At 73.1% G+C, this 23,749-nt stretch carries 26 protein-coding genes and 1 pseudogene; 14 read left to right on the top strand and 13 right to left on the bottom strand.

Annotated features, from left to right (window positions below; translation table 11 throughout):
* Positions 1 to 59 precede the first annotated feature (59 nt).
* Positions 60 to 923 carry a DUF4429 domain-containing protein gene (locus tag AB0F11_RS05845; RefSeq protein ID WP_362168828.1) on the top strand — a complete coding sequence of 288 codons (864 nt, stop codon included), beginning with the start codon at positions 60 to 62 and terminating at the stop codon, positions 921 to 923.
* Between the two features lie 25 nt (positions 924 to 948).
* On the opposite strand, the gene AB0F11_RS05840 is transcribed toward AB0F11_RS05845, so the two are convergent.
* Entirely contained in the window at positions 949 to 1,965 is a 1,017-nt protein-coding gene (locus AB0F11_RS05840; RefSeq protein ID WP_362168827.1) for an aldo/keto reductase, read from the bottom strand.
* Positions 1,962 to 2,342, bottom strand: coding sequence for a MerR family transcriptional regulator (locus AB0F11_RS05835; protein ID WP_362168825.1), 381 nt, complete (start codon positions 2,340 to 2,342; stop codon positions 1,962 to 1,964). The genes AB0F11_RS05840 and AB0F11_RS05835 overlap by 4 nt, the downstream gene beginning before the upstream one ends.
* A 70-nt stretch (positions 2,343 to 2,412) precedes the next feature.
* On the opposite strand from AB0F11_RS05835, the gene AB0F11_RS05830 reads away from it, so the two are divergent.
* On the top strand, positions 2,413 to 3,240 hold the full coding sequence (locus AB0F11_RS05830) for a serine hydrolase domain-containing protein (protein WP_362168909.1): 828 nt from the start codon (positions 2,413 to 2,415) through the stop codon (positions 3,238 to 3,240).
* 33 nt (positions 3,241 to 3,273) lie between these two features.
* Here AB0F11_RS05830 and AB0F11_RS05825 read toward each other — a convergent pair whose 3' ends face one another.
* Entirely contained in the window at positions 3,274 to 3,927 is a 654-nt protein-coding gene (locus AB0F11_RS05825; RefSeq protein WP_362168823.1) for a pirin family protein, read from the bottom strand.
* A gap of 69 nt (positions 3,928 to 3,996) precedes the next feature.
* Between AB0F11_RS05825 and AB0F11_RS05820 the strand changes: the two genes are divergently transcribed.
* The 5 genes from AB0F11_RS05820 to fabF all read left to right on the top strand — a co-directional run bounded on the left by AB0F11_RS05820 (position 3,997) and on the right by fabF (position 8,882).
* Positions 3,997 to 5,202 (top strand): helix-turn-helix domain-containing protein, encoded by a 1,206-nt coding sequence (locus AB0F11_RS05820; RefSeq protein WP_362168821.1) that lies wholly within the window; start codon positions 3,997 to 3,999, stop codon positions 5,200 to 5,202.
* Between the two features lie 89 nt (positions 5,203 to 5,291).
* Entirely contained in the window at positions 5,292 to 6,209 is a 918-nt protein-coding gene (locus tag AB0F11_RS05815; RefSeq protein WP_362168819.1) for an ACP S-malonyltransferase, read from the top strand.
* A 19-nt stretch (positions 6,210 to 6,228) separates the two neighbouring features.
* Positions 6,229 to 7,233, top strand: a complete 1,005-nt coding sequence (locus AB0F11_RS05810) for a ketoacyl-ACP synthase III (RefSeq protein WP_362168817.1) — start codon at positions 6,229 to 6,231, stop codon at positions 7,231 to 7,233.
* Positions 7,234 to 7,288: 55 nt separating this feature from the next.
* Complete coding sequence (locus AB0F11_RS05805) at positions 7,289 to 7,537, top strand: acyl carrier protein (protein ID WP_362168815.1); 249 nt, start codon at positions 7,289 to 7,291, stop codon at positions 7,535 to 7,537.
* Positions 7,538 to 7,616: 79 nt separating this feature from the next.
* Entirely contained in the window at positions 7,617 to 8,882 is a 1,266-nt protein-coding gene (fabF, locus tag AB0F11_RS05800; RefSeq protein WP_362168813.1) for a beta-ketoacyl-ACP synthase II, read from the top strand.
* A gap of 99 nt (positions 8,883 to 8,981) precedes the next feature.
* Here fabF and AB0F11_RS05795 read toward each other — a convergent pair whose 3' ends face one another.
* On the bottom strand, positions 8,982 to 9,476 hold the full coding sequence (locus tag AB0F11_RS05795) for a DUF3145 domain-containing protein (protein ID WP_362168811.1): 495 nt from the start codon (positions 9,474 to 9,476) through the stop codon (positions 8,982 to 8,984).
* Between the two features lie 250 nt (positions 9,477 to 9,726).
* On the opposite strand from AB0F11_RS05795, the gene AB0F11_RS05790 reads away from it, so the two are divergent.
* Positions 9,727 to 10,623, top strand: coding sequence for an SGNH/GDSL hydrolase family protein (locus tag AB0F11_RS05790; protein ID WP_362168810.1), 897 nt, complete (start codon positions 9,727 to 9,729; stop codon positions 10,621 to 10,623).
* Positions 10,624 to 10,666: 43 nt separating this feature from the next.
* On the opposite strand, the gene AB0F11_RS05785 is transcribed toward AB0F11_RS05790, so the two are convergent.
* Positions 10,667 to 11,092 (bottom strand): MarR family transcriptional regulator, encoded by a 426-nt coding sequence (locus tag AB0F11_RS05785; RefSeq protein ID WP_362168907.1) that lies wholly within the window; start codon positions 11,090 to 11,092, stop codon positions 10,667 to 10,669.
* A 173-nt stretch (positions 11,093 to 11,265) separates the two neighbouring features.
* Here AB0F11_RS05785 and AB0F11_RS05780 point away from each other — a divergent pair, with 173 nt between their 5' ends.
* Complete coding sequence (locus tag AB0F11_RS05780; protein WP_362168808.1) at positions 11,266 to 12,132, top strand: alpha/beta hydrolase; 867 nt, start codon at positions 11,266 to 11,268, stop codon at positions 12,130 to 12,132.
* Between the two features lie 169 nt (positions 12,133 to 12,301).
* A pseudogene (locus AB0F11_RS05775) lies at positions 12,302 to 12,547 on the top strand (DMT family transporter); the annotation flags it as partial.
* Positions 12,548 to 12,583: 36 nt separating this feature from the next.
* On the opposite strand, the gene AB0F11_RS05770 reads toward AB0F11_RS05775, so the two are convergent.
* A complete protein-coding gene (locus tag AB0F11_RS05770; protein ID WP_362168806.1) occupies positions 12,584 to 13,234 on the bottom strand; it encodes a hypothetical protein in 651 nt (216 codons plus the stop codon).
* Positions 13,235 to 13,350: 116 nt separating this feature from the next.
* Between AB0F11_RS05770 and AB0F11_RS05765 the strand changes: the two genes are divergently transcribed.
* The gene (locus tag AB0F11_RS05765) at positions 13,351 to 14,061 is read left to right on the top strand and encodes a carbon-nitrogen hydrolase family protein (protein ID WP_362168805.1); all 711 of its coding nucleotides are present in this window, start codon (positions 13,351 to 13,353) and stop codon (positions 14,059 to 14,061) included.
* Positions 14,062 to 14,101: 40 nt separating this feature from the next.
* Here AB0F11_RS05765 and AB0F11_RS05760 read toward each other — a convergent pair whose 3' ends face one another.
* The 3 genes from AB0F11_RS05760 to AB0F11_RS05750 form a co-directional block, all read right to left on the bottom strand.
* Positions 14,102 to 15,682 carry a DUF2142 domain-containing protein gene (locus AB0F11_RS05760; protein ID WP_362168803.1) on the bottom strand — a complete coding sequence of 527 codons (1,581 nt, stop codon included), beginning with the start codon at positions 15,680 to 15,682 and terminating at the stop codon, positions 14,102 to 14,104.
* Positions 15,683 to 15,695: 13 nt separating this feature from the next.
* Positions 15,696 to 17,399, bottom strand: a complete 1,704-nt coding sequence (locus AB0F11_RS05755) for a hypothetical protein (RefSeq protein ID WP_362168801.1) — start codon at positions 17,397 to 17,399, stop codon at positions 15,696 to 15,698.
* 246 nt (positions 17,400 to 17,645) lie between these two features.
* Complete coding sequence (locus AB0F11_RS05750; RefSeq protein ID WP_362168799.1) at positions 17,646 to 18,269, bottom strand: DUF1707 and DUF4190 domain-containing protein; 624 nt, start codon at positions 18,267 to 18,269, stop codon at positions 17,646 to 17,648.
* Between the two features lie 192 nt (positions 18,270 to 18,461).
* Here AB0F11_RS05750 and AB0F11_RS05745 point away from each other — a divergent pair, with 192 nt between their 5' ends.
* Complete coding sequence (locus AB0F11_RS05745; RefSeq protein ID WP_362168797.1) at positions 18,462 to 19,181, top strand: hotdog fold domain-containing protein; 720 nt, start codon at positions 18,462 to 18,464, stop codon at positions 19,179 to 19,181.
* An 86-nt stretch (positions 19,182 to 19,267) separates the two neighbouring features.
* Here AB0F11_RS05745 and AB0F11_RS05740 read toward each other — a convergent pair whose 3' ends face one another.
* Entirely contained in the window at positions 19,268 to 19,558 is a 291-nt protein-coding gene (locus tag AB0F11_RS05740) for a helix-turn-helix domain-containing protein (RefSeq protein ID WP_362168795.1), read from the bottom strand.
* Between the two features lie 148 nt (positions 19,559 to 19,706).
* Between AB0F11_RS05740 and AB0F11_RS05735 the strand changes: the two genes are divergently transcribed.
* Positions 19,707 to 20,627, top strand: coding sequence for an NAD(P)-binding domain-containing protein (locus AB0F11_RS05735; RefSeq protein WP_362168793.1), 921 nt, complete (start codon positions 19,707 to 19,709; stop codon positions 20,625 to 20,627).
* A 17-nt stretch (positions 20,628 to 20,644) separates the two neighbouring features.
* Here the strand turns inward: AB0F11_RS05735 and AB0F11_RS05730 are convergent, their stop codons facing one another.
* The 3 genes from AB0F11_RS05730 to AB0F11_RS05720 all read right to left on the bottom strand — a co-directional run bounded on the left by AB0F11_RS05730 (position 20,645) and on the right by AB0F11_RS05720 (position 23,221).
* The gene (locus AB0F11_RS05730) at positions 20,645 to 21,646 is read right to left on the bottom strand and encodes an EI24 domain-containing protein (RefSeq protein ID WP_362168791.1); all 1,002 of its coding nucleotides are present in this window, start codon (positions 21,644 to 21,646) and stop codon (positions 20,645 to 20,647) included.
* Between the two features lie 67 nt (positions 21,647 to 21,713).
* A complete protein-coding gene (locus tag AB0F11_RS05725) occupies positions 21,714 to 22,136 on the bottom strand; it encodes an organic hydroperoxide resistance protein (protein WP_361905094.1) in 423 nt (140 codons plus the stop codon).
* A 65-nt stretch (positions 22,137 to 22,201) separates the two neighbouring features.
* Positions 22,202 to 23,221 (bottom strand): NADP-dependent oxidoreductase, encoded by a 1,020-nt coding sequence (locus AB0F11_RS05720; RefSeq protein ID WP_362168789.1) that lies wholly within the window; start codon positions 23,219 to 23,221, stop codon positions 22,202 to 22,204.
* A gap of 92 nt (positions 23,222 to 23,313) precedes the next feature.
* On the opposite strand from AB0F11_RS05720, the gene AB0F11_RS05715 reads away from it, so the two are divergent.
* Positions 23,314 to 23,745, top strand: a complete 432-nt coding sequence (locus AB0F11_RS05715; protein WP_362168787.1) for a MarR family transcriptional regulator — start codon at positions 23,314 to 23,316, stop codon at positions 23,743 to 23,745.
* The last annotated feature ends 4 nt before the right edge of the window (positions 23,746 to 23,749 follow it).

The raw sequence follows: 23,749 nt of genomic DNA, 5'->3' as shown, positions 1-23,749 counted from the left end.
AGAGCCCCGAAAAACGGGCCCTGCACCGAGGGGGACGCACAGGGTCGCGTCCCTTTACCATGTGCCGCATGGGTGACGTACTGGCCGGAAATCATGCCGTCTGGGAGTTCGACTCGGACTCGGTGCTCATCCGCTTCGCACGGGGGATGCGAACGCCACGTCTCTGGCATGCCCTCGGGCCCCGGCGGATCCCCTTCGAGGCGCTCTCCGCGGTGCACGTGACCTCCCGCGGAGCGGGGGGCAGACGCGACACGACGGTGCTGCATGCCGTGCCGAGACCGGGCGCGGATCCGCTGATGGAAGCCGCCGCGGGGCAGCTGCGCGAGGCGAGCGACCCTTACCGCCTGGTCGTGACCGGCGACCGGGCCGCACAGGCGGCCGCCTTCGCCGACGCGCTGCGCGAACGGCTCGGGCCCGACGCGGGCGAGCCGGCCGGGCGTTTCCTGGTCGAGGTGGCCGAGCCGCCGCTGCAGCTGAAGGCGTACGACGCGCGCGTGGGCTTCGACGGCTCGGCCGTCAGCTTCCACTGGTCGCGCACGGGCGCCACGGGCACCAAGTGGAAGGCGGGCGACCAGCGTTACGAGGTGACGGAGCTGGCCGGGATCGAATGGCGCTCCCCGGAGGGCCCGGGCGGCCACCTGCGGCTCATACGCCGCGACGGCGCCCCCGGCGACCCGCGTCCCGACCACGACCTCGCCGCCGCCGTCTTCGGCACCGGGTACGGCGCGGTGCACGAGTCGCTGCCGTTCGCCGCGGCCGTCCTCGCCTCCCTGCGCGTGCGCACCCCGGTCGCCTCGGTCCCGGCGCCCCGCGCCGACGAGCGCCTGCACCACCTGAGCGAGCTGCACAGCGCGGGCCTGCTCACGGACGCCGAGTACACGGCCCTGCGCGACCGCTTCGCCGCCGACCTCTCGGGGGCGTAGCGGTCGCGCGCGGCCGCGCCTGCCGTTACGCCTCGCGGGCCACCGAGGTGAAGGCCATGTCCGGGTAGCGGTCCCCCGCCACCTGCGCCGCGATCGGCTCCAGCAGGGCCAGCTCCTGCCCGGTCAGCTGAATCCGGGTCGCGGCGGTGTTCTCCTCAAGGCGCGAGACCTTGCGGGTCCCCGGGATCGGGACCACGGCGAGGCGGTGGACCTCCGCCCGCTGCTGCACCCACGCCAGCGCGATCTGCGCCGGCGTCGCCCCGTGCGCCTCGGCGAGCCGGCGCACCGGCTCCAGCAGCGCCGCGTTCGCCTTGGCGTTGTCGCCGCTGAACCGCGGCTGGAACGCCCGGAAGTCGCCCGCGGACAGTTCCGCCGCGGACGCGAACGCCCCGGTCAGGAAGCCGCGCCCGAGCGGGGAGTACGGCACGAAGGCCACGCCCAGCTCCGCCGCCGCGGCCACCGCGCTGCGCTCCACGTCCCGGCTGAACAGCGACCACTCCGACTGCAGCGCCGCGATCGGGTGCACCGCGTACGCCTCGCGCAGCTCCGCGCCCGTGACCTCGCTGAGCCCCAGGTGGCGCACCTTGCCCTCCTGCACCAGCTCGGCCATCGTGCCCACCGACTCGGCGAAGGGCACCGCCGGGTCGTGCCGGTGCATGTAGTAGAGGTCGATCACGTCGGTGCCCAGCCGCCGCAGGCTCCCCTCCACGGCCTGCCGGATGTACGCACGGTCGTTGCGGATCCCGCGGTACTGCGGGTCGTCGGTGCGCTCTATGCCGAACTTGGTGGCGAGGGTGATCTCGTCGCGGTGGGCGGCCACGAACGGGGCGATGAACTCCTCGTTGCGGCCCCGCCCGTAGATGTCCGCGGTGTCGAAGAGGGTGACCCCGCGGGCGAGCGCCGCCTCCAGCGTCTCGCGGGCGGCCGCCTCGTCGGTCTCCCCGTAGAACTCGCTCATCCCCATGCAGCCCAGGCCCTGGATGCCGACCAGGGGGCCGCCCTTGCCGAGTTCGACCTGCCCGATGATGGTGTTCTGCGTCACTGCCGTGCCGCCTTCCCCGTATATAGCTCGATCTTGAAGTCCAGTACGGCGAGCGCGTCGGTCAGCTCCGTGATCCGCGCCCTCACCTCACGCCGCGTCCGCTCCAGCAGCTCGCGGCGCTGGTCGACGGTGTGCTCGCCCTCGCGGACCAGCTCGGCGTACCTGACCATGTCCGCCACCGACATCCCGGTGGCGCGCAGCTTCCCCACGAAGGCCAGCCACTGCAGGTCTTCGTCGCTGAAGCGCCGCTGTCCCGAGTGGGACCGGTCCACGTGCGGCATCAGGCCGATCCGCTCGTACCAGCGCAGCGTGTGCTGGGTCAGACCGGTGCGCGCCTCGACCTCGCTGATCGTGTACCGCGTCTGCGTCAGGGTCATGGCGAACACGCTAGAACCCTGGAGTGCACTCCAAGCAAGTAGGCTCGGCGGCATGGAGAGCGTGGAGACCCTGCAGAGCCTGCGGCTCATCGACAACTGGCCGGTACCGACCGCCGCGGCGGCCGTCGTGCGCGCCGACGGGAGCCTCGCCGGCTCCCACGGGCCCGTCGACCACCGGTTCGCGCTGGCGTCGGTGACCAAGCCGCTCGCCGCGTACGCCGCCCTCGTCGCGTACGAGGAGGGGGCGATCGAGCTCGACGAGCCCGCCGGCCCCGAGGGTTCGACGGTCCGTCACCTGCTCGCCCACACCAGCGGGCTGGCCTTCGACGACCACCGCGCGACGGCTCCGGCCGGGACGCGCCGGCTGTACTCCAACGCCGGCTTCGAGGTGCTCGGCGACCACATCGCCAAGGCCACCGGCATCCCCTTCGCCGAGTACCTGCACCAGGCGGTGTTCGAGCCGCTCGGCATGGCCTCCACCACCCTGGAGGGCTCCCCGGCCAAGGACGGCGTCTCCACCGTTTCCGACCTGGTCAGGTTCGCGGCCGAGCTCCAGGCGCCCCGGCTGCTCGACGTGCGCACGGTCGCCGAGGCCACCGCCGTGGTCCACCCCGGCCTCAAGGGGGTGCTCCCCGGGTACGGGCACCAGTCCCCCAACGACTTCGGGCTCGGCCTGGAGATCCGCGGCACCAAGTCCCCGCACTGGACGGGTGCCGGCTCCTCGCCGCGCACCTTCGGCCACTTCGGGCAGGCCGGCACCTTCCTGTGGGTGGACCCCGACGCGCGCGCCGCGTGCGTGGCGCTGACGGACCGCCCCTTCGGCCCGTGGGCCGTGGAGGCCTGGCCGCCGTTCACGGACGCGGTCCTCGCCGAGCTCTCCGGGCGGCTCCACCGCTGAGTCCGCCGCGGCCTGCGGACCCGCCGCCGGGCGCTACGGCAGCACCCAGATCAGCAGCTCCCCCGGGGATCCGGCGAGGACCTCCAGCCCCTCTTCGCCGGTGATCCGGGCCGAGTCCCCGGGGCCGAGCTCCTGCCCGTCCAGGCGCAGGTCGCCGCGGACGACGTGCACGTAGAGGCGCTCGGCGCCCGGCAGGGCGATCCGCTCGCCTGCGGCGGGCCGCCGCACGTGCAGGGCGGCGCCGGCCGCGGGGACCTCGTACGGGGTGCCGTCGGCGAGTCCGCGCACCAGCCGGTACGAGGGCTCCCCGCCGGCGGCCAGCGGCGCGAGCCAGGTCTGCACGAAGCACAGCGGGGCCGCGCCGTCGTTGCGCTCCACGTGCCGCGCGCCCGATCCGGCCCCGAGGTGCTGGAGGTCGCCGGGGCCGACCAGGGTGGTCTCGCCGGTGCTGCCCTTGTGCGTGAGCTCGCCCTCGACGACCCAGGTGACGATCTCGGTGTGGCTGTGGGGGTGCTCCTCGAAGCCGGCGCCCGGGGCGAGGCCCTCCTCGTTGCAGGCGAGGACGGGGCCGAAGCGCAGGTTGTCGGGGTCGTAGAACGGGCCGAAGGAGAAGGCGTGCCGGGTGGTGATCCCGGCGGCCGGGTCACCGCCCTCGTACCGGTCGGCCCCGCGGCGGACATCAATCATGGGGCCACGGTAGACCCTGGGTGTGAGACCCGGCTCCGCGCCGGCGCCCGGATAAGGCAGTCTTGTCCCGTGCCCCAACCCGAACGTGAGCATTCCCCCGCGCATCCCGCTCCCGCCCATCCGCACACCGCGACGCTGCGCCGACTGGAGAAGTCCTCCGGCCGGCTCGCCGCCAACGCGATCCAGCGGATGGACGAGACCCTGCCGTGGTACCGGGCGATGCCCCCGGAGAACCGGTCGTGGATCGGCCTCGTCGCGCAGGCCGGCATCGCCGCGTTCACCGAATGGTTCCGGCACCCCGAGACCCCCCAGGCGATCTCCACCGACGTCTTCGGGACCGCTCCGCGCGAGCTGACCCGGGCGATCACGCTGCGCCAGACCGTGGAGATGGTCCGCACCACGATCGAGGTGATGGAGGCCGCGATCGAGGAGGTGGCGGCCCCCGGCGACGAGTCGATCCTGCGTGAGGCCCTGCTGGTGTACGCGCGGGAGATCGCCTTCGCGACGGCCCAGGTGTACGCGCAGGCCGCCGAGGCGCGCGGGGCGTGGGACGCCCGCCTGGAGTCCCTCGTCGTGAACGCGGTGCTGTCGGGCGAGGCGGACGAGGGCGCGCTGTCCCGGGCCGCGGCGCTCGGCTGGAACTCGCCGGAGCACGTCTGCGTGGTGCTCGGCACCGCTCCGGAGGGCGACAGCGAGCTGACGGTCGAGGCGATCCGGCGCGCGGCCCGCCACCACAAGCTGCAGGTCCTCACCGGGGTCCTCGGCGACCGGCTGGTGGTGATCGCGGGCGGCAGCGACAACCCGCTCCAGGTGGCGAAGTCGCTGATCGGGCCGTTCGCGGCGGGGCCGGTCGTGGCCGGCCCGGTGGTGGCCGACCTGCTGAACGCCACGAAGTCGGCGCAGGCGGCCGCCGCCGGACTGAAGGCCTGCACGGCCTGGCAGGACGCTCCGCGGCCGGTGCTGGCGGACGATCTCCTGCCGGAGCGCGCGATCGCCTCGGATCCCTCCGCCCGGGAGCAGCTGGTGGAGGAGATCTACAGACCGCTGGAGGAGGCGGGCTCCGCGCTGCTGGAGACGCTGAGCGTCTACCTGGAACAGGCGAGCAGTCTGGAAGGTGCTGCGCGCATGCTGTTCGTGCACCCCAACACGGTGCGCTACCGGCTGCGACGTGTGACCGACGTCACCGGATGGTCGCCTTCCGATGTCCGCTCGGCGTTCACCCTGCGGATTGCCCTGATCCTCGGGCGTCTGGCCGACAACGATCAGCAGTCCTAGACTTTTGTCGGACATCAACAATTACCCTGACGGTTCTTGGTCCCTGTCCCCACGGGCGGCAGGGACCATCCACAAGAGAGAGTGTGAGGGTGCTCGTACTCGTCGCTCCCGGCCAAGGCGCACAGACGCCCGGCTTCCTGACTCCCTGGCTCGAACTGCCCGGCGCCGCCGACCGCGTCGCCGCGTGGTCGGACGCCATCGGGCTCGACCTCGCCCACTACGGCACGAAGGCCGACGCGGACGAGATCCGCGACACGGCCGTGGCGCAGCCGCTGCTGGTGGCCGCCGGCCTGCTCTCCGCCTCCGCGCTGGGCGCCCCGTCGGCCTTCGGCGCCGTCGCGGGCCACAGTGTCGGTGAGATCACGGCTGCCGCGTACGCGGGTGTGCTGTCCGACGCGGACGCACTGGCGCTCGTACGGACCCGGGGTCTGGCCATGGCCGAGGCCGCTGCCGTCACCGAGACCGGCATGGCCGCGGTGCTGGGCGGGGAGCGCGACACCGTCGTCGCGCACCTGGAGAAGCTCGGTCTGACCCCGGCCAACATCAACGGCGCGGGCCAGATCGTGGCGGCGGGCACCAAGGAGCAGATCGAGGCGCTCGTCGCCGAGAAGCCCGAGGGCTCCATGAAGGTCGTCGCCCTGCAGGTGGCGGGTGCCTTCCACACGCACCACATGGCTCCCGCGGTCGCGACGCTGGAGAAGGCCGCGCAGGCCCTCACCCCGGCCGATCCGGCGCTGAAGTACGTCTCGAACAAGGACGGCCTCGTCGTCACCGAGGGCGCCGACGTCGTCGCCCGCCTGGTGGGCCAGGTCGCGAACCCCGTCCGCTGGGACCTGTGCATGGAGACGTTCGCCGAACTCGGCGTCACCGGCATCGTGGAGCTCAGCCCGGGCGGCACCCTGACGGGTCTGGCCAAGCGCGCGCTCAAGGGCGTGCCGAGCGTGGCCCTGAAGACCCCGGACGATCTCGACAAGGCCGCAAGCCTCCTCGCCGAGCACGCGGCCTGAGAGAAGGAGCCCACACCGCATGTCGAAGATCAAGCCTGCCAAGGGCTCCCCGTACGCCCGGATCCTCGGTGTCGGCGGGTACCGCCCGAGCCGGGTGGTCCCCAACGACGTCATCCTCGAGAAGATCGACTCCTCCGACGAGTGGATCCGCTCGCGCTCCGGCATCGCGACCCGGCACTGGGCCTCGCCGCAGGAGACCGTCGCCGCGATGTCGGTGGAGGCCGCCGGCAAGGCGATGGCCGACGCGGGCATCGCGCCGGAGCAGATCGGCGCCGTGATCGTCTCGACGGTCTCGCACTTCAAGCAGACCCCGGCCGTCGCGACCGAGATCGCGCACCGGATCGGCGCGGTCAAGCCGGCCGCGTTCGACATCTCCGCGGGCTGCGCCGGCTTCGGCTACGGCCTCACCCTCGCCAAGGGCCTCGTGATCGAGGGCTCGGCAGAGCATGTACTTGTCATCGGCGTGGAGCGGCTGTCGGACCTGACCGACCTGGAGGACCGCGCGACGGCCTTCCTGTTCGGCGACGGCGCCGGCGCCGTGGTCGTCGGCCCCTCGGACGTGCCGGCCATAGGCCCCACGGTGTGGGGTTCGGAGGGCGACAAGTCCGAGACGATCAAGCAGACCGTGCCGTGGGACGAGTACCTCGGCAAGGACGGCGGCGAGAAGTTCCCGGCCATCACGCAGGAGGGCCAGGCGGTCTTCCGCTGGGCCGTCTTCGAGATGGCCAAGGTGGCCCAGCAGGCGCTCGACGCCGCCGGGGTCACCCCGGACGACCTGGACGTCTTCATCCCGCACCAGGCCAACATGCGGATCATCGACTCGATGGTGAAGACCCTCAAACTGCCGGAGCACGTCACGGTCGCACGTGACGTGGAGACCACCGGCAACACCTCGGCCGCCTCGATCCCGCTCGCCATGGAGCGGCTCCTGGCGACCGGAGCGGCGAAGAGCGGCGACACCGCGCTCGTCATCGGCTTCGGGGCGGGGCTCGTCTACGCCGCGACGGTCGTTACCCTCCCCTAGGGCCGGGAAACGTTTCCCGCCCTGTTTCACGCAATAGCTAGAGAAGGAGCGCCACATGGCCGCCACGAAGGAAGAGATCATCGAGGGTCTCGCGGAGATCGTCAACGAGATCGCCGGCATCCCGGTCGAGGACGTCGAAGAGGGCAAGTCCTTCACCGACGACCTGGACGTCGACTCGCTGTCCATGGTCGAGGTCGTCGTTGCCGCTGAAGAGCGCTTCGACGTGAAGATCCCGGACGAGGACGTCAAGAACCTGAAGTCGGTCGGCGACGCCGCGAAGTACATCCTGGACCACCAGGCCTGAGCCTGACGAGCGTTTGTCGCCACCCGGCGGTGGCGCCGTGAACATTCAGCACCCCTTGAGACGTGGAGAAAGAATTCCTGTGAGCCCGACCAATCGCACCGTGGTCGTCACCGGTATCGGCGCAACCACTCCGCTGGGTGGCGACAGCGCTTCGACCTGGGAAGGTCTGCTCGCCGGTCGGTCCGGCGTCAAGCCCCTCGAGGGCGAGCGCTTCGCCGAACTCCCGGTCCGTATCGCCGCTCCGGTCGCCGTGGACCCGAGCGAGGTCCTGCCCAAGCCGCTGGCCCGCAAGCTGGACCGCTCGGCCCAGTTCGCGCTGATCGCCGCGCGCGAGGCGTGGGCGGACGCCGGCTACACCGCCCCGGCGGGCGAGGACGCGTCCGTCGCGCCCGAGCGCCTGGGCACCGTGATCGCCTCCGGCATCGGCGGCGTCACCACCCTGCTCGACCAGTACGACGTACTGAAGGAAAAGGGTGTGCGCCGGGTCTCCCCGCACACCGTCCCCATGCTCATGCCGAACGGCCCGTCGGCCAACGTCGGCCTGGAGGTCAACGCCCAGGCGGGCGTGCACACCCCGGTCAGCGCCTGCGCCTCCGGCGCCGAGGCCATCGGCTACGCCGTCGAGATGATCCGTACCGGCCGTGCCGACGTGGTCGTCGCCGGCGGCACCGAGGCGGCGATCCACCCGCTGCCGATCGCCGCGTTCGCCAACATGATGGCGATGTCCAAGAACAACGAGAACCCCGAGCAGGCCTCCCGCCCGTACGACAAGGGCCGTGACGGCTTCGTGCTGGGCGAGGGCGCGGGCGTCGTGGTGCTGGAGTCCGCGGAGCACGCCGCCGCGCGCGGCGCCCGGGTCTACTGCGAGGTGCTGGGCCAGGGCCTGTCCGCGGACAGCCACCACATCGCGCAGCCGGAGCCCACCGGCCGCGGTGTCGCCGCCGCGGTACAGAACCTGCTCGACAACACGGGCCTGGACCCGGCCGAGCTGGTCCACGTCAACGCGCACGCCACGTCGACCCCGCAGGGCGACACGGCCGAGGTGAAGGCGCTGCGCAAGGTCCTGGGCGACGACCTGGACCACATCGCGATCTCCGCCACCAAGTCGATGACCGGTCACCTGCTGGGCGGCGCCGGCGGTATCGAGACCGTCGCGACCGTGCTGGCGCTCTACCACCGCATCGCCCCGCCGACGATCAACATCGACGAGCTGGACGAGGACATCGCGGCGGACATCGTCCGCGGCGAGCCGCGCAAGCTGCCCGTCGACGGCCCGATCGCCGCGATCAACAACTCCTTCGGCTTCGGCGGCCACAACGTGACGCTGGCGTTCCGCAGCGTCTGATGCCCGCCGCGGTCCGCGCGATCCGCGAGTGAAGGAAGGGGCCCCGCCCGGCAGCTGCCGGGCGGGGCCCCTTTCGCACGTCCGGGCGGCGGGTGCCGTTCAGACCACCTGGTGGAGCCAGCGGACCGGGGCGCCCTCGCCGGCGTAGCGGAAGGGCTCCAGCTCGTCGTCCCACGGCTTGCCGAGCAGTTTGGCGATCTCCGCCTCGAGGTCGGTCTCGCCGCGCGCGGAGCGGGCCAGGGCGGCGCGCAGCCGGTCCTCGGGGATCAGGATGTCGCCGTGCATGCCGGTGACGGCGTGGAAGATGCCGAGTTCGGGGGTGGAGCTGTAGCGCTCGCCCTCGGCGGTCGGGCAGGGTTCCGCCGTCACCTCGAAGCGCAGCAGGTGCCAGCCGCGCAGCGCGGAGGCGAGCTTCGACGCCGTTCCCGCATCGGCCTGCCAGGAGAACTCGGCTCTCCAGGTGCCCGGGGAGGCGGGCTGCCGGATCCAGTCGAGGTTCACCCGCACCCCCAGCACGCCCGCAACAGCCCATTCCACGTGCGGGCAGAGCGCGCGCGGTGCGGAATGCACGTACAGAACTCCACGTGTCGTCACCGGGACCTCCAGTGTGGGACGAGGTCGGGAATAAACTCCAGAAAACGGACAGAATGTGACGTGATGTAACTTAGCGGAAAAGATCAGACATTGCGCTGCGGGACCTGCGGCCGAAACGCCACGGGGAAAAGCTACCGTGCGCCAGGGTCCATGGTGTGTCGTACGGTCGGTCCGAGGCCGCCAAACGCAGAGCATTCACTCAGCAGGACGCCCCGTGAGGACGCGGGACGACAAGGAGGGGAACCACCCGATGCGCACCACCGCTCCCGGCCGCCGCGCGCGCCGCACTCTCGCCGGGGCGGGGACCGCGATCGCCCTGCTGGCGGGGGTGCTGACCGGCTGTCAGGAGGGGTCGGCACCCGCGAAGGGCGACCGGGGGGCGCAGGCCGGGCCGCGCTGGAACACCGCGCCGACCTCGGTCGCCGCCGCCGGGGACTCCATCACCCGCGGCTTCGACGCCTGTTCGGTCCTCGCCGACTGCCCGGAGGTCTCCTGGGCGACCGGGAGCGACCCCGGCGTGCAGTCGCTGGCCGCGCGGCTCCTCGGGCAGGCCCAGGTGGCGGGGCGCAGTTGGAACTACGCGGTCACGGGCTCCCGGATGGCGGACCTGGCGGGGCAGCTGGCCTCGGCCGCCGAGCACAAGCCCGACCTGGTCACGATCATGGTGGGCTCGAACGACGCCTGCCGCCCGTCGGCCGGGTCGATGACGCCGGTGGCGGAGTTCCGGGCGGGGTTCGAGAAGGCCCTCGCCGGCCTGCGGGCGGCCTCACCCGCTTCGCAGGTGTACGTCTCCAGCGTCCCCGACCTGCAGCGGCTGTGGCAGCAGGGCAAGGACAGCCCCATGGTGCGGCAGGTGTGGAAGCTGGGGATCTGCCAGTCGATGCTGGCGGACCCGCTGTCGTCGGCCGGGGCTGCGACGGCCCGGCGCGAGCAGGTGCGGGCGCGGGTGGTCGAGTACAACGAGGTGCTGCGCGAGGTCTGTGCGAAGGACGCGCTGTGCCGCTATGACGGCGGCGCGGTGTTCCAGTACCCCTTCGCGGTCGAGCAGTTGAGCCGCTGGGACTGGTTCCACCCGGGGCGGGACGGGCAGGCCCGGCTCGCGGAGCTGGCGCACCGCCAGGTGACCTCGGCCGAGCCGCCGCGCTGACGTCCGGGCGGGCGCCCGTCGCAGGGCGGCTCCCGGCCCGGCTTCAGGGGTGATTTCCGGCCACGTCGCGGACGAGGTGGCGGGCGAGGAGCTCCAGGGCCTCGGTGACCTCCGGGAGCCGGGCGGACTCGGTGGCGCCCAGCGCCTTGGCGAGGGCCTCCTCGACCTTGGAGGAGCCGGCGGCCCGGACGGCGGCCACGCGGTCGGAGACCTCGGGCGCCTGGCGGACGAGCGTGCGGCGGCGGTCGGCCGGGTCGGGGGCCGTACGGACCGAGCCGGCCTCGCGCAGGCGGGCGACGGCGGTGGAGACCTGGCTCTGCGGCAGGCCGGTGCGCTGCGCGGTCTCGCCGACCGTGGTGTCGGGGTGTGCGGCGATGTCCCCGGCGACGATCACGACGGAGCGGGTGCTGCCCTCGTACTGGGCGGCTCCGCCGGGGGGCTCGGGCAGGGCCTCTTCGCCGAGCTTCATCAGGGCGCGGCCCAGCAGGAAAAGTTCGATTCCGTCCACGCAGAGAAGGTACATCACATCAGATGCATCATTGGAGATGCATCTCTCTTGATACATCTTCTTCGATGGATTAGGCTGGTCGCAGAGCAGCGGACGAAGGGTCCGCCGCCGCGGCAGTACAGGGGGGTATCACCATGTCCAGGACCACCACCGTTGCCACCACCACGACCGCCACCACCACGACCGGAACGCTTGAGGTGCCGGGCGCTTCGCTGCACTACCGGCTCCAGGGGTCGGGCCCGCTGCTGCTCATCGCGCAGAGCGGTGAGGGGGACGCGGACCGGACGGTGGACCTGGTCTCCCATCTCGAGGACGCGTTCACGGTCCTCACCTACGACCGGCGCGGCCTGTCCCGCAGCCGGCTCGCCGAGCCGGGGCGGACCACCCCGCTCACCGAGCACGCGGAGGACGCGCACCGGCTGCTGGCCGCCGTCACCGACGAGCCCGCGCTGATGCTCGGCTGCAGCCTCGGCGCCGTGATCGGGCTGCACCTGGCGGTCCGGCACCCCGGGCAGGTCTCCACCCTGATCGCCCACGAGCCGGTGGCGCCCCGGCTGCTCCCGGCGGAGCTGCGGGAGCGGCACACGACGGAGCTCGTCGGGCTGCAGGACACCTACCGCTCGGGCGGCCTGGAAGCGGCCTTCCCGGAGATGGCGCGAGTGCTGGGCATCGACCTCTCCCGGCGGGACGCGGAGCCCGGCCTGACCCCGCAGCCGGTGGACGACCGGCGCGCGGCCAACTTCGACTACTTCATCGAGCGCGACTTCACCGCGGTCATCGAGGACACCCTCGACCTTGCCTCCCTGACCGGGACGAAGACCCGGATCCTGCCGGGGGTGGGGGCCACGACGCCGCCCGAGGTCTTCGACCACCGGTGCGCGACCGAACTGGCGCAGCTGCTGGGCACGGAGATACGGACCTTCCCCGGCGGGCACAACGGCAACACCACGCACCCCCGGGCGTATGCGGCCGAGATCCGCTCCCTGCTGGCCGGTCGATAAGCCGCTCGGCAGGAGCGGGCGGCCCGATCAGGTTGCCGGGATGGACCAACAGGCTGGCGATCCGAGAACCGACCATCGTGCCCTGGCTGCCGCATCCCTCACCGTGGTGTTGTGGGCCTCCGCTTTCGTCTCCATCCGCTCCGCGGCCGCCCACTACGACCCGGGAGCGCTGGCCCTGGGGCGGTTCCCGACCGCCTTGGCGTTCAGCACCTGGACGTACGCGCTGTCGCGGACCACCGCCGGGAAGATGGGTGCGACCACGTACGCGGTGCCGGCGACGGTGGTGCTGATCGCCTGGATCGTCCTGGGCGAGGTGCCGGGGTGGCTGACCCTGTTGGGCGGGGCGATCTGCCTGGCGGGCGTGGCCGTCTCGCGCCACAGGCCCGGCCGGGGGCCGGCCCGCGCCGCGAGCTGACCGCCCGCGGTCGGCCGGAGGCTGCATGGCCGGTGCTTACGGGCGGTCGAGAAGGGGGTCGTGGACGGGGCAGGGCGGGCAGCGGGCGGGAGGGGGGACGCGGAAGACGGTGCGGCTGCGCAGGCGGCCCGTCCACGGCTCCCGCTCCGAGCGGCGTCTGACGAGGAGGTGGCGGCTGCTGCCCGCCTTCAGATGGGCGCGGTATTCGCCGAGCAGCGGGTCGGCGGGGCCGAGGAAGTCCCGGATCTGGTCCTCGACGAGGCAGAACGGGCAGTCCGGGCCGGGCGGCAGCCGGAACTGGCGGCCCTCAGGCCGGTCGTCGGAGCCGAAGGCCGTCAGGGCCAGCACCCCGCTGAACAGGACGCACACACCCATGACCTGCGGGCCGGGGGAAGCCGCCACCTGCCCGGCGAGGCCGCGGAACTCCGCGGTGTCGACCACCCGGATCCGCCCCAGCAGGGTGCGTGTCGCGGCGAGGAGGTGGTGGACCGCGGCCACCAGGGACACGGCGGCGACCGCAGGCACACCCCAGGGCGGGCCGGTGACCGCCAGCAGCCAGAGCAGTCCCGCGTTCAGCACGGCCATGGTGACCACGGCGACCCGCAGCCCGACACCGCTCCGGCGGACCACGCCGTAGGACACCAGGAGGAAGGCGGCGGTCAGGACCGGGTGGATCCAGTCGGGCATCGGCCGGCCTTTCGTCAACTCCGCTGCGTGCGCGGGCGGTTACAGCATCGCGCGACCCGGGGCGGCCGTCGACCCCCTGGTCGGCGGTGCGTGGCCGGGCTGGCATCCTGGAGCCCGTGAAGATCGCCGCAGCCCAGCTGACCTGCGTCCCGGCGGACGTGACCGCCAACACCGCGCAGGCCGCAGCCCTCGCCGACGAGGCCCGCAGCCAGGGCGCCGAGCTCGTCGTGTTCCCCGAGTTCACGCTCACCGGGTACGAGCTGGAGCCCCTGTCCGCCGACCCGGGCCTGTGCATCGCGGACGCGGACGACCCCCGTCTCGACCCGCTGCGGTCCGCCGGGATCGCCGTCGCCGTCAACGTGGCCCTGCGCACTCCCGGGCCGCAGCCCGCCATCGCGACGCTGGTCTACGGGGCGGACGGCGCGCACGTGACGACGTACGCCAAGCAGCACCTGTACCGGCACGAGCAGGGCGCGTTCACGGCGGGCCGGGCGGACGGCCGGTTCGAGCTCGGCGGCATCCGCTTCTCGCTGGGCGTCTGCTTCGACAACCACTTCCCGGAGCTCGCCGGGCGCGCGGCGGCCGACGGCTGCCGCGTCCACCTGGCCTCCTCCCTGTACGGGACGGGCGACGGGATCCACGAGCGGGCCACCGTGCACCCGGCCATCGCCGGGCAGGGCCTGTACGTGGTCCTCGCCAACCACGTCGGCCCGGCGGGCCCGTGGACCGGCTGCGGCCGCTCCGCGGTGTGGGCGCCGGACGGGAGCGTGCTCGCCGAGGCGGACGACCGTACGCCGTCGGTCGTGACGGCGGACATCCCCCTCTGACACCGCCCGGCCAAGGGGCGGGGCGCACCCGCCCCGCAGCTCAGCCGGCCGCGACCATGGTGGCGGTGGGGGCCTCGGCGGGCGTGTCCGTGCCGTCCGCGGCGGCCGGCTGCTCGCGGTCCCGCATCAGCGCGATCAGCGCCGTCGCGAACGCCGCGGCCGTGTACACCCCGGTCCACGGGACCCAGCCGCCGGGCGGTGCCCAGTGCGCCGAGAACGGCACCCAGGCCCCGCCGGTGCCGACGGCGAAGCGCCGCAGCACCCAGAAGAACGCCGCTGCGTTGGCGAGCGCCAGCCCGGCCACCGCGAAGCCGGTGAGCCGGCGCCAGGGGAAACCCCGCCCCTGCGAGCGGCTCGCCCCGATCAGCGCGGCCATCAGCGGCAGTCCCACGGCGAAGGGCAGCAGGTAGCGCCCCTGCCACACCATGCCGAGCTTCTCGGCCTGCGAGGACTGGGCGACCACCGGGACCACCACGATCGCCACCAGCATGCCGACCAGGGCCAGCGCCTCGCGCCCGCGCCCGTACGCCAGGCCCAGCGCGACCAGCACCGCGATCACGCCCAGCCAGATCAGGTACGTGAAGGCAGGGGCCGGGGTGTCCAGCCAGCCGAAGTGGCCGATCATCTGCTGGACGTAGGTCTCGGTGTTGCCGAAGGTCTGCCGGGCGGCCTCCCCGGCGGTCAGCGTCTTCGGCGTGTTGATCACCGAGTTGTCCGGGTGGGCCCCCGCCCACAGCAGCGCCCCGGCGGTGGCCAGGCCCAGCAGCGCCGTCCAGACCCACAGCGCCTTGCGCCGCAGGACCTGGCGCAGCGCGCCCCGCTGCTGCAGGAGCAGGGCGAAGACGACCGCGCCGGCGAACCAGATCAGGCCGAGCGGCCGGATGTTGATCAGCACGAGGCCGCCGATGCCCACACGGGCCAGCCGGCGGTTCAGCAGCCGCGGGTCGGGCGAGACGAGGAGGGACAGCAGCGCCGTCCACACGAGGATGCCGGCGGCGATCTCACCGCCGGAGGGGTTGACCACGCCCCCCATGTACAGGGCCATCGGTGTGGCGGCGGTGAGCACGCCGAGTACCGCCACCGAGCGGCGCCGCCACTCGGCGGCCGTGACCACCGCGCTCGCCAGCAGGGCGGAGCAGATCACGGCTGCCATCAGGCGCATCAGGTAGAGCCCCTGCGGGCCCTTGACCAGCAGGCTCGGCCAGCCCGTCGCCAGGTAGAAGGCCGGGTGGTAGCGGCCGGCGGCAGTGGTGGCCTGGACGGTCTTCTCGGAGTGCCCGAGCGCCGGCGCGCAGGACGCGGGCCGGACCTGGTTCCACGAGTAGCACTCGTGCTGCGTGGGCAGCTCCGTGTACCACTGCGGCAGCTGTACACCGGTCTCGGCGAACTTGCCCGGGATGCCCGCCACGTTGTGCGGCACCATCACCTCGGTGCCGCCGAGCTGGCCCCGGGCCACCGCGGCCGCGCGGATGAAGTGCGCGTGCTCGTCGGGGGAGCCGCCGAGCGGGGTGGCCGCGGACCAGGAGGCCGCGAGGGCGAAGAAGAGCGCGAAGGACAAGGCCCAGAGCCGCTTGGGGGTCCGGGCCGACCAGTCGGCCAGCCGCGTCAGTGCGGAGATCATCGGTTCCCCCGGGTCATCGGATGTACGCCAGCCAGCTCTGGTCGCCGTCCTTGGAGCACACGCCCTTCGGCGCGAACTTCGGGCACTTGCCGTTCTGCTGGCGCACGGTGTGCGACACCCACGGCAGGATCCGGTACGTGCCGTCCTGCGCCGGCATCAGCCGGTCGGACATCGAGGAGGAGACCGTGCCGAGCAGCAGCAGGAGCGCACAGAGCGCGCCGATCACGGCGCCCTCGCGCCCCGGGAAGCCGCCGCCGCGCACGGGAGCGACGGCCGCGGGGGTGTCCGTCGGGGCGAGCGCCGCAGCGCCGGAGCGCCGCTCGGCCAGCCGCAGCGAGACCAGGTGCGCCACGAGCGCGCACAGGATCAGCCCGCAGTAGAGCAGCTGGTTGTTGGTGCGGGTGTACAGCTGGACGGTCTGCGTCTCGTACATGTGGGAGGCGATGTACATCCGCATGACCCACGCGCTGACGAACATGGCGGCGATGGTGACCACCAGCGGCTTGCGCAGGCCCAGCCAGATCGCCGCGCCCAGGCAGACGAAGGTCACCAGGGCGAACAGCCCGACCCCGCCGAACTCGCCGGGCGGCGGCCAGTCCCCCACCTTGCCCGGCATGTCGGTGCGCCACATCAGGTAGTAGGCGGGGTCGGTGAAGTTGTCGAAGCGGAAGTTGTAGTCCTTGGTGGTCTGGCCCTCCTTCAGCATGACCACCAGGTAGCGCCCGGCCACCACCAGGAATGCCGCGAGGGCGGCGCCCATGAAGGCCGCGCCCTTGGCGGGGCCGGTCCGCCACGGGAAGTACAGCAGGGCGGCGAAGAGCACGCCGGCCGCGCTCCACAGGAACCAGCCGGAGTACGTGAGGAAGAGCACGCCGAGCAGCGCGCCGAAGCCGGCCCCCTTGAGCAGCAGCGCTCGCCAGCCCTCGGTGCTGCTGCGGCGCAGCGCCACCACCATCGCGACCAGCACCGGCACCAGCAGCACGAGCACGGTCTGGCTGTAGGGCTTGTACGAGTCGATCAGCGCGAAGGCGGGCACGACGCCGAAGGCCAGCGCCCGCACCGGGCTCAGCAGCATGCGCCAGGCGAGGTAGACCAGCGGCCCGAAGGCGGCGGCGCCGAGTATCTGGAGGTCCTTGAACGCGTACGCGGCGTTGCCGCCGTGGAACCACTCGGCGTAGTAGCCGAGGGTGTAGAGCGGCAGCGGCGGGTAGACCGCCGAGCCCGAGGGCCGGCCGTTCGCGACGGCGTGGGCCCATTCGACGAGGCGGCCGGTGTCGCCGTTGAGGCCGAACATCGGCCACGGCGTGCCCAGCAGCGCCATCACCGCTCCCGCGGCGACGAAGCCGCTGGCCAGGCCGGCGATGCCGGCGGAGGCGATGCGGGTGGCGAGGTCGAAGTGGCGGCCGCGGCGCAGCCGCATCGCCAGCATCACGGCGGCGACGAGGACCAGCCCGAGCAGCGCGAACCGCAGCTGGACCGCGGCCAGGCCGCTGACCTGGGCGATCCGGTCGAGCGGGTTGAGCTTGAGGCGGCGGGCCAGCAGGGGCAGGACCAGGGCCGCGGCGAAGGCCACGGCGGCTTCGAGCAGCAGCAGGCCGCCGCGGGAGCGTCGGGTGCGCGGCGCCGTGGGCTCCACGGGCGTCGCGGGGTCGTGGGCGGCCGGTCCGCTCGGGGGACCCGGACGCACGTCCGCCTGCCCCTCGGTACTGACTGTCACTGACGTGTCCCTACTGCTTGCTGATCGGTGTTCGGCCCCCCGGGGGGTCGCAGCGCAGCAGACCACTGCCCCTCTGGGCCCGCCGCACCGGTGCCCCTGGCAGGGAGCGGCAGGATGAAGGGCGGTGCGGGACAGTTCCGGCTGTGCTGCCGCGCATACTATCCGGCGGTCTCGAACAGCCGTCGGCCTCGGGACGGCGGCCCGGGCGGACCCGACGTGGCCGGGTGGGCCCGTGCGACCTGCGGATCAGTCGAGGACGCCGAGGCCTGCGAGCATGAAGAGCAGCACCCAGCCGCCCATGGCCAGCCACCCGAGGGCCAGGCCGATCGTCGCGGGCCCCTCGCCCTCCTCGCCGCTCGCCCGCATCTGCGCCTTGGCGATGTGGCCGGTGATCACGGCGCCCGGGGCCATCACCCCGAAGGTGGGCAGGCTCAGCACGCCCATGACGAGGGAGGCGATGGCCATCCCGTTGACCCGGCGCCCTGGCATCGGCACCGTCCCCGGCATCGGCATCGGCTGCGGCTGCGGCCCGAAGGCCGGCGGCACCGGCGCGGCCGGCAGCGCGGCGCCGAAGGGCCCCGGCACCGGACCGGCCGGCAGGTCCGCGATCAGCTGCGCGAGCTGGCCGTACGTCTGGGCCCGGGAGGCCGCGTCGAAGCGCTGGCCGTACTCCTCACGGGAGAGCCGGCCCTCGGCGTACGCGGCCTTGAGGACGTCGACCGTGCGGTCGCGGTCGGTGTGCGAGGCGCGCATCGCCGCGTGCGGCGCGGGCAGGGGCTGCTGCCAGGGCTGCCCGAAGCCGTACGGCTGGGGCTGCGGCTGCGGCCGGGGAGGGACCGGGTACTGCTGCCCCCACGGCTGATCGCCCATCCCGCCACCTCCGTCGCCCCTGCGCGCGGCACCCGCCACGCGCGCCGCGCGCCTTCGGCGCACGTCGTTCCAGGATGGAGGACGAACGGGCCCCCGCAAAGGTTGCCGCTCTGCGGTCCGGGTCCGGGTCCGGTCCGTGTCCGGGTCCGGCCCGACTGCCGCTCGGCAGAGGCGTGTGATGAGGTGGCGGGCATGACCGACTTCGAGACGATCACGGTACCGGCCCGCCTGTGCGGATACCCCGGGGTGGCCTTCGGCGGGTACGTGGCCGGGACCCTGGCCGCACGGGCGGCCGCGCCGACGGTACGGGTGGACTTCCGCAGGCCCGTGCCCACGGACAGCCCGGTCCGGCTCGCCGCGACCGCCGGTGGCGGGACGGAGCTGACGGACGGTACGGCCCTGCTGGCGGCGGCGGTCCCCGCCGAGCCCGCAGTGGAGGCCCCGCCCGCCCCCTCGTGGGAGCAGGCGTCCGCGGCGGCCGACGCCTTCCGGGCGGCTCCGCCGGACGGCGGCGTCGACTGCTTCGGCTGCGGCCTGGACCGCACCCCCGATACCGGGCTGCGCCTGCACTGCGGCCTCGTCCCGGGAACCGGGCTGGTCGCCGCGGCCTGGACACCGGGCCCCGCCCTGGCGGGCGCGGACGGGCTGCTGCCGCCCGAGCTGGTGTGGGGCGCCCTGGACTGCCCGGGGAACGCGGCGGGCCGCCTCCTCGACGGCCGCAAGGCCGGGGCGGTGACGGCCGCCCTGACCGCGCGGCTGCTGCGCCCCGTCCCGGTCGGCGCGGGCGTGGTCTCGTACGCCTGGCTGCTCGGCAGCGAGGGGCGCAAGTACCGCGCGGGCACGGCCCTGGCCACCGCCGACGGCGAACTGTGCGCCCTCGGCGAGGCCCTGTGGGTCGAACCGCGCGGGTGAGGAGCCCCGGCCGGTCGACCGACCGGGACGGCCGGCCGACCGCGACGGCCGGCCGACCGCGACGGCCGGCCGACCGGCGCCCGCGGCTAGGCGGACGCGACGGGGTGCGGGAGCAGGAGTCTGCCGAACTCCGCCAGCGGCTCCAGGGCGGTGTTGAGGTCGTGGCCCAGCGGGGTCAGGGAGTACTCCACGCGCGGCGGGACCTCGTCGTAGGCCTCGCGGTGGACGAGGCCGTCGGTCTCCATCTCGCGCAGCTGGGCCGCGAGCACCTTCTCGGAGACGCCCGGGACGAGTCTGCGCAGTTCACCGAAGCGGCGCGGCCGCCGGTCCAGCTCCCACAGGAGCGACACCTTCCACTTGCCGTCGATCAAGGACATGGCCGCAGCCACACCGCAGTGGTCCGCACCCGGCCTCCGCGTCACCGACATCGCACACCCCTCCCGACCTGCTCGCTCACCTCGGGGTAACCACCCACTCCGAGGTGCGTACTTGAGCGCCCGTCAGCCCGTGACCAGGCTGAAGGGCATGAACGACACCGACACCACCGTGGCACAGCGCTCCCTCACCCTTCTCGGCCTCGGCGACATGGGCTCGGCCCTCGCCCGCACCTGGCTCGCCGCAGGCCACTCCCTCACCATCTGGAACCGCACCGCCTCCAAGGCGCATTCCCTCGCCGCGGAGCAGGGCGCCGCCGGCGCCGTCACCGTCGCCGCGAGCCCGGCCGAGGCGGTGGCCGCGAACCGCCTGGTCGTGGTGTGCCTGCTGGACGACGCCAGCGTCGGCTCCGCTCTCGACGGCGTAGACCTGACCGGCAAGGACCTCGTCAACCTCACCACCGGAACCCCTGCCGAGGCCCGCCGGCGCGCCGCCTGGTCCGAGGCGCGCGGCGCCCGGTTCGTGGACGGCGGGATCATGGGCACCCCGGTGATGATCGGCGCGCCCGAGGCCGGCGGCTACGTCTTCTACAGCGGCTCCCGGGCCCTGTTCGACACCCACCGGGCCGTCCTGGAGGTACCGGCCGTCGGCCGCTTCGTCGGCGAGGACCCCGGTCACGCCGCCCTGCACGACGTGGCGCTGCTGAGCGCGATGTACGGCCTGTTCGCCGGCATCAGCCACGCCTTCGCGCTGGTCGAGGGCGAGGAGGGCATCGCCCCGAAGGACCTGGCGCCCCTGCTGTCCGAATGGCTGGGCGCGATGGGCTTCTTCGTGGGCAACGCGGCCGAGCGGCTGACATCGCGGGACTTCACCACCGGGGTGGTGTCGAACCTGGCCATGCAGGTCGCGGGCAGCGGGACGCTGCTGCGCACCGCCGAGGAGCAGGGCGTCAGCGCGGAGCTGATCGCCCCGTACTTCGCACTGATGCGGCGCCGGCTGGCCGCCGACGAGGCCGCGCACGCCGCAGAGGACACGGCGGGCGCGATCACGTTGCTGAAGCGGGCGGGCTAAGCCGCCGACCCCGCCGCTCACGGCTGCGGGGCTCCGTAGCCGCCGGCGGGGTACTGCGGCGGGTACGGGCTCTGCTGCGGCTGGGCGTACGGGCCCGGCTGCGGCTGCGCGTACGGCTGCTGGGCGTACGGGTTCGGCTGCTGCGGCGGGTACGGGCTCTGCTGCTGCGGGTACCCGGCCTGGTACGGCCCGGCCGCCTGGCCCTGCTGCTGCGGCGGCACGTACGGACCCGGCCGGTCCGCGTACGGCGCCCCGGTGTCCTCGCCCGCGCCCGCTCCCTCGTCCTCGCCCCGCAGGTCCCGCACCATCAGCGTGGCCCCGGCCACCGCGCCCGGCATCAGGAACACCGCCACCAGCGGCAGCAGGAACACCAGCACCAGCGGCACACCGAAGCCGAGGGCCATCGCCCGCCGCCCGCGCAGCAGCGCCAGCCGGTCCTTGAACTCCACCTCGCGCCGCTGGAGCGCGACGGCGGTGAGCTCCTCGGTGAGGAAGAACCCGGACACGCAGAACCCGATCGCCGGGACCACGGTCTGCCCGATCACGGGGATGAAGCCGAGCGCGAAGAGCAGGATCCCGTACAGCAGCACCCGGACGAGCACCTTCACGCTGTCCCGGGCGGAGATCCACAGCTCCGTCATCAGCGGCAGCCCGGACTCGGGGGCGTCGCCGCCGACGCTGCGGTCGACCTGCTCGGAGAGGGACTCGTAGAACGGCTGGCCGATGAGCAGGGTCACGGCGGTGAAGGTGATCACCGCGACGAACAGGCCGAGGGCGAAGACCAGGGCGGTCAGGAAGCCCCGGAACAGCCCGAGCCAGGGCGAGCCCCAGCCGTCGGCGAACGGCGTCGCCCAGGCCGTGAGGTCGTCGGCGCCGTAGCCGAGGCCGACGAGGGCGCCGGCGTACAGCACCAGCGACACCAGGCCGGGCAGCAGGCCGAAGCCCAGCCACCGGCCGTTACGGAACACCCATCTCTGTCCGGCCCACAGGTAGCCGAATCCCCCCGCAAGATCACGCATGGGGTCCAGCTTACGGCGAAGGCCGCCCTCCGTTTCGGGGGGCGGCCTTCGCCGGGTGCGAGCCGGATCAGACGGCGAGCTCAACCGTGATGTTGCCGCGGGTGGCCTTGGAGTACGGGCAGACCTCGTGGGCCTTCTCGATGAGCTCCTTGGCCTTGGCCTCGTCGACGTTCGGGATCACGGCGGAGATCTTGACGATCAGGCCGAAGCCGTCGTCGTTCTTTCCGATGCCGACCTCGGCGGTGACGGTCGAGCCGGAGATGTCGGCGTTCTCGTTGCGGGCGACGACGCCGAGGGCGCCCTGGAAGCAGGCGCTGTAGCCGGCGGCGAAGAGCTGCTCCGGGTTGGTGCCGGCGCCGTTGCCGCCCAGCTCCTTCGGCGGGTTGACCACGACGTCGAGCTGGCCGTCGTTGGTCGCGACGCGGCCGTCACGGCCGTTCTCGGCGGTGGCGACGGCGGTGTAGAGGACGTCGGACTGCTGGATGGACATGTAAGGGGATCCTCCTGGTCATCGCCGCGACTCGCGCCCACGATCGCGACGGTTGTGCAGTGAGCCTAACCGGTGAAAGAAACGATCATCTTTCCGGTGTTGTCACCGCGCAGCATTCCGAGGAACGCGTCCGCCGCGTTCTCGACGCCCTCGACGACCGTCTCGTCGGCCACGAGCTCCCCGGAGCGCAGCCAGCCGGCCACGTCCTGGACGAACTGCTGCTGCAGTCCGGCGTGGTCGCTGACGAGGATGCCCTGCAGGCGCAGGCGCTTGCCGATGACCGCGACGAGGTTGCGCGGGCCGGGCGTCGGCTCGGTGTCGTTGTACTGGGCGATCGCCCCGCACAGGGTGGCCCGGCCGTGCACCTTGAGGGAGTTGATGGCGGCTTCGAGGTGGTCGCCGCCGACGTTGTCGAAGTAGACGTCGATGCCCTCGGGGGCGGCGTCCTTCAGCTGCTCGCCGACGGGGCCGTTCTTGTAGTTGAAGGCGGCGTCGAAGCCGTACTTCTCTGTGAGGAGCGTCACCTTCTCGTCGGAGCCGGCGGAGCCGATCACGCGGGCCGCGCCCTTGATCTTCGCGAACTGGCCGACCAGGCTGCCGACCGCGCCGGCCGCGCCGGAGACGAACACCGAGTCGCCCTCCTTGAAGGAGGCCACCTCGAAGAGGCCGGCGTAGGCGGTCAGGCCCGGCATGCCGAGGACGCCCAGGTAGGCGGAGAGCGGGGCGAGCGAGGCGTCGACCTTGGTGGCGTGCTGCGCGTCGAGGTCGGCGTACTCGCGCCAGCCCAGGCCGTGCAGGACGTGGTCGCCGACCTCGAAGCCCTCGGCGGCGGAGGCGACGACCTCGCCGACCGCGCCGCCGTCCATGGGCTTGTCCAGCTGGAACGGCGGGATGTAGGACTTCACGTCGTTCATGCGGCCGCGCATGTACGGGTCCACGGACATGTGGAGGTTGCGGACGAGGATCCGGCCGGGGGCCGGAGCGGCGACCTCGACCTCGCGCAGGGCGAAGTCCTCGGCGACGGGCCAGCCCTGGGGGCGGCGGATGAGGTGCCACTCGCGGCTGACGGCAGGGATCTCGGACATGGTGCACTCCCGGTCGGAAAAATGCTTCAGAACGTGAAACAACCATGCGCCTGGATATTTCATGTTGTCAAGCAAATGGGTAGGCTGGACCCATGCCCAGTCACCCCAGTCGCCGTGTGGACCCCCTGACCGTCGAGGTCGTCGAGCTCATCGGTACCGTCGTGGCCCGCTACCACGAGGAGTACGAGCACGCGGCCGCCAGTCACCAGCTGACCGGCGCCCAGGCCCGCGTGCTGAACCTGCTCTCCCTGGAGCCGATGGCGATGCGCCGCATCGCGCAGAAGCTGAAGTGCGAGCCGTCCAACATCACCGGCATCGTGGACCGCCTGGAGACCCGCGGCCTGGTCGAGCGCCGACCCGACCCGGCCGACCGCCGCGTGAAGCTGGCCGCCCCGACCGAGGAGGGCCTGCAGACCGCGGACCGGCTGCGCGAGTCGCTGGACTTCGCGCGCGAGCCGCTGGCCGGGCTGTCCGCGGAGGAGCGGGCGGTCCTGCGGGACCTGCTCAAGCGGATGCTGGGCTGACCGA

Origin of the sequence: Streptomyces sp. NPDC032472, from assembly GCF_040636955.1 — a bacterium.
In the GTDB taxonomy this organism is placed as follows: domain Bacteria; phylum Actinomycetota; class Actinomycetes; order Streptomycetales; family Streptomycetaceae; genus Streptomyces.
This window is presented reverse-complemented; position numbering and strand designations above follow the sequence as displayed.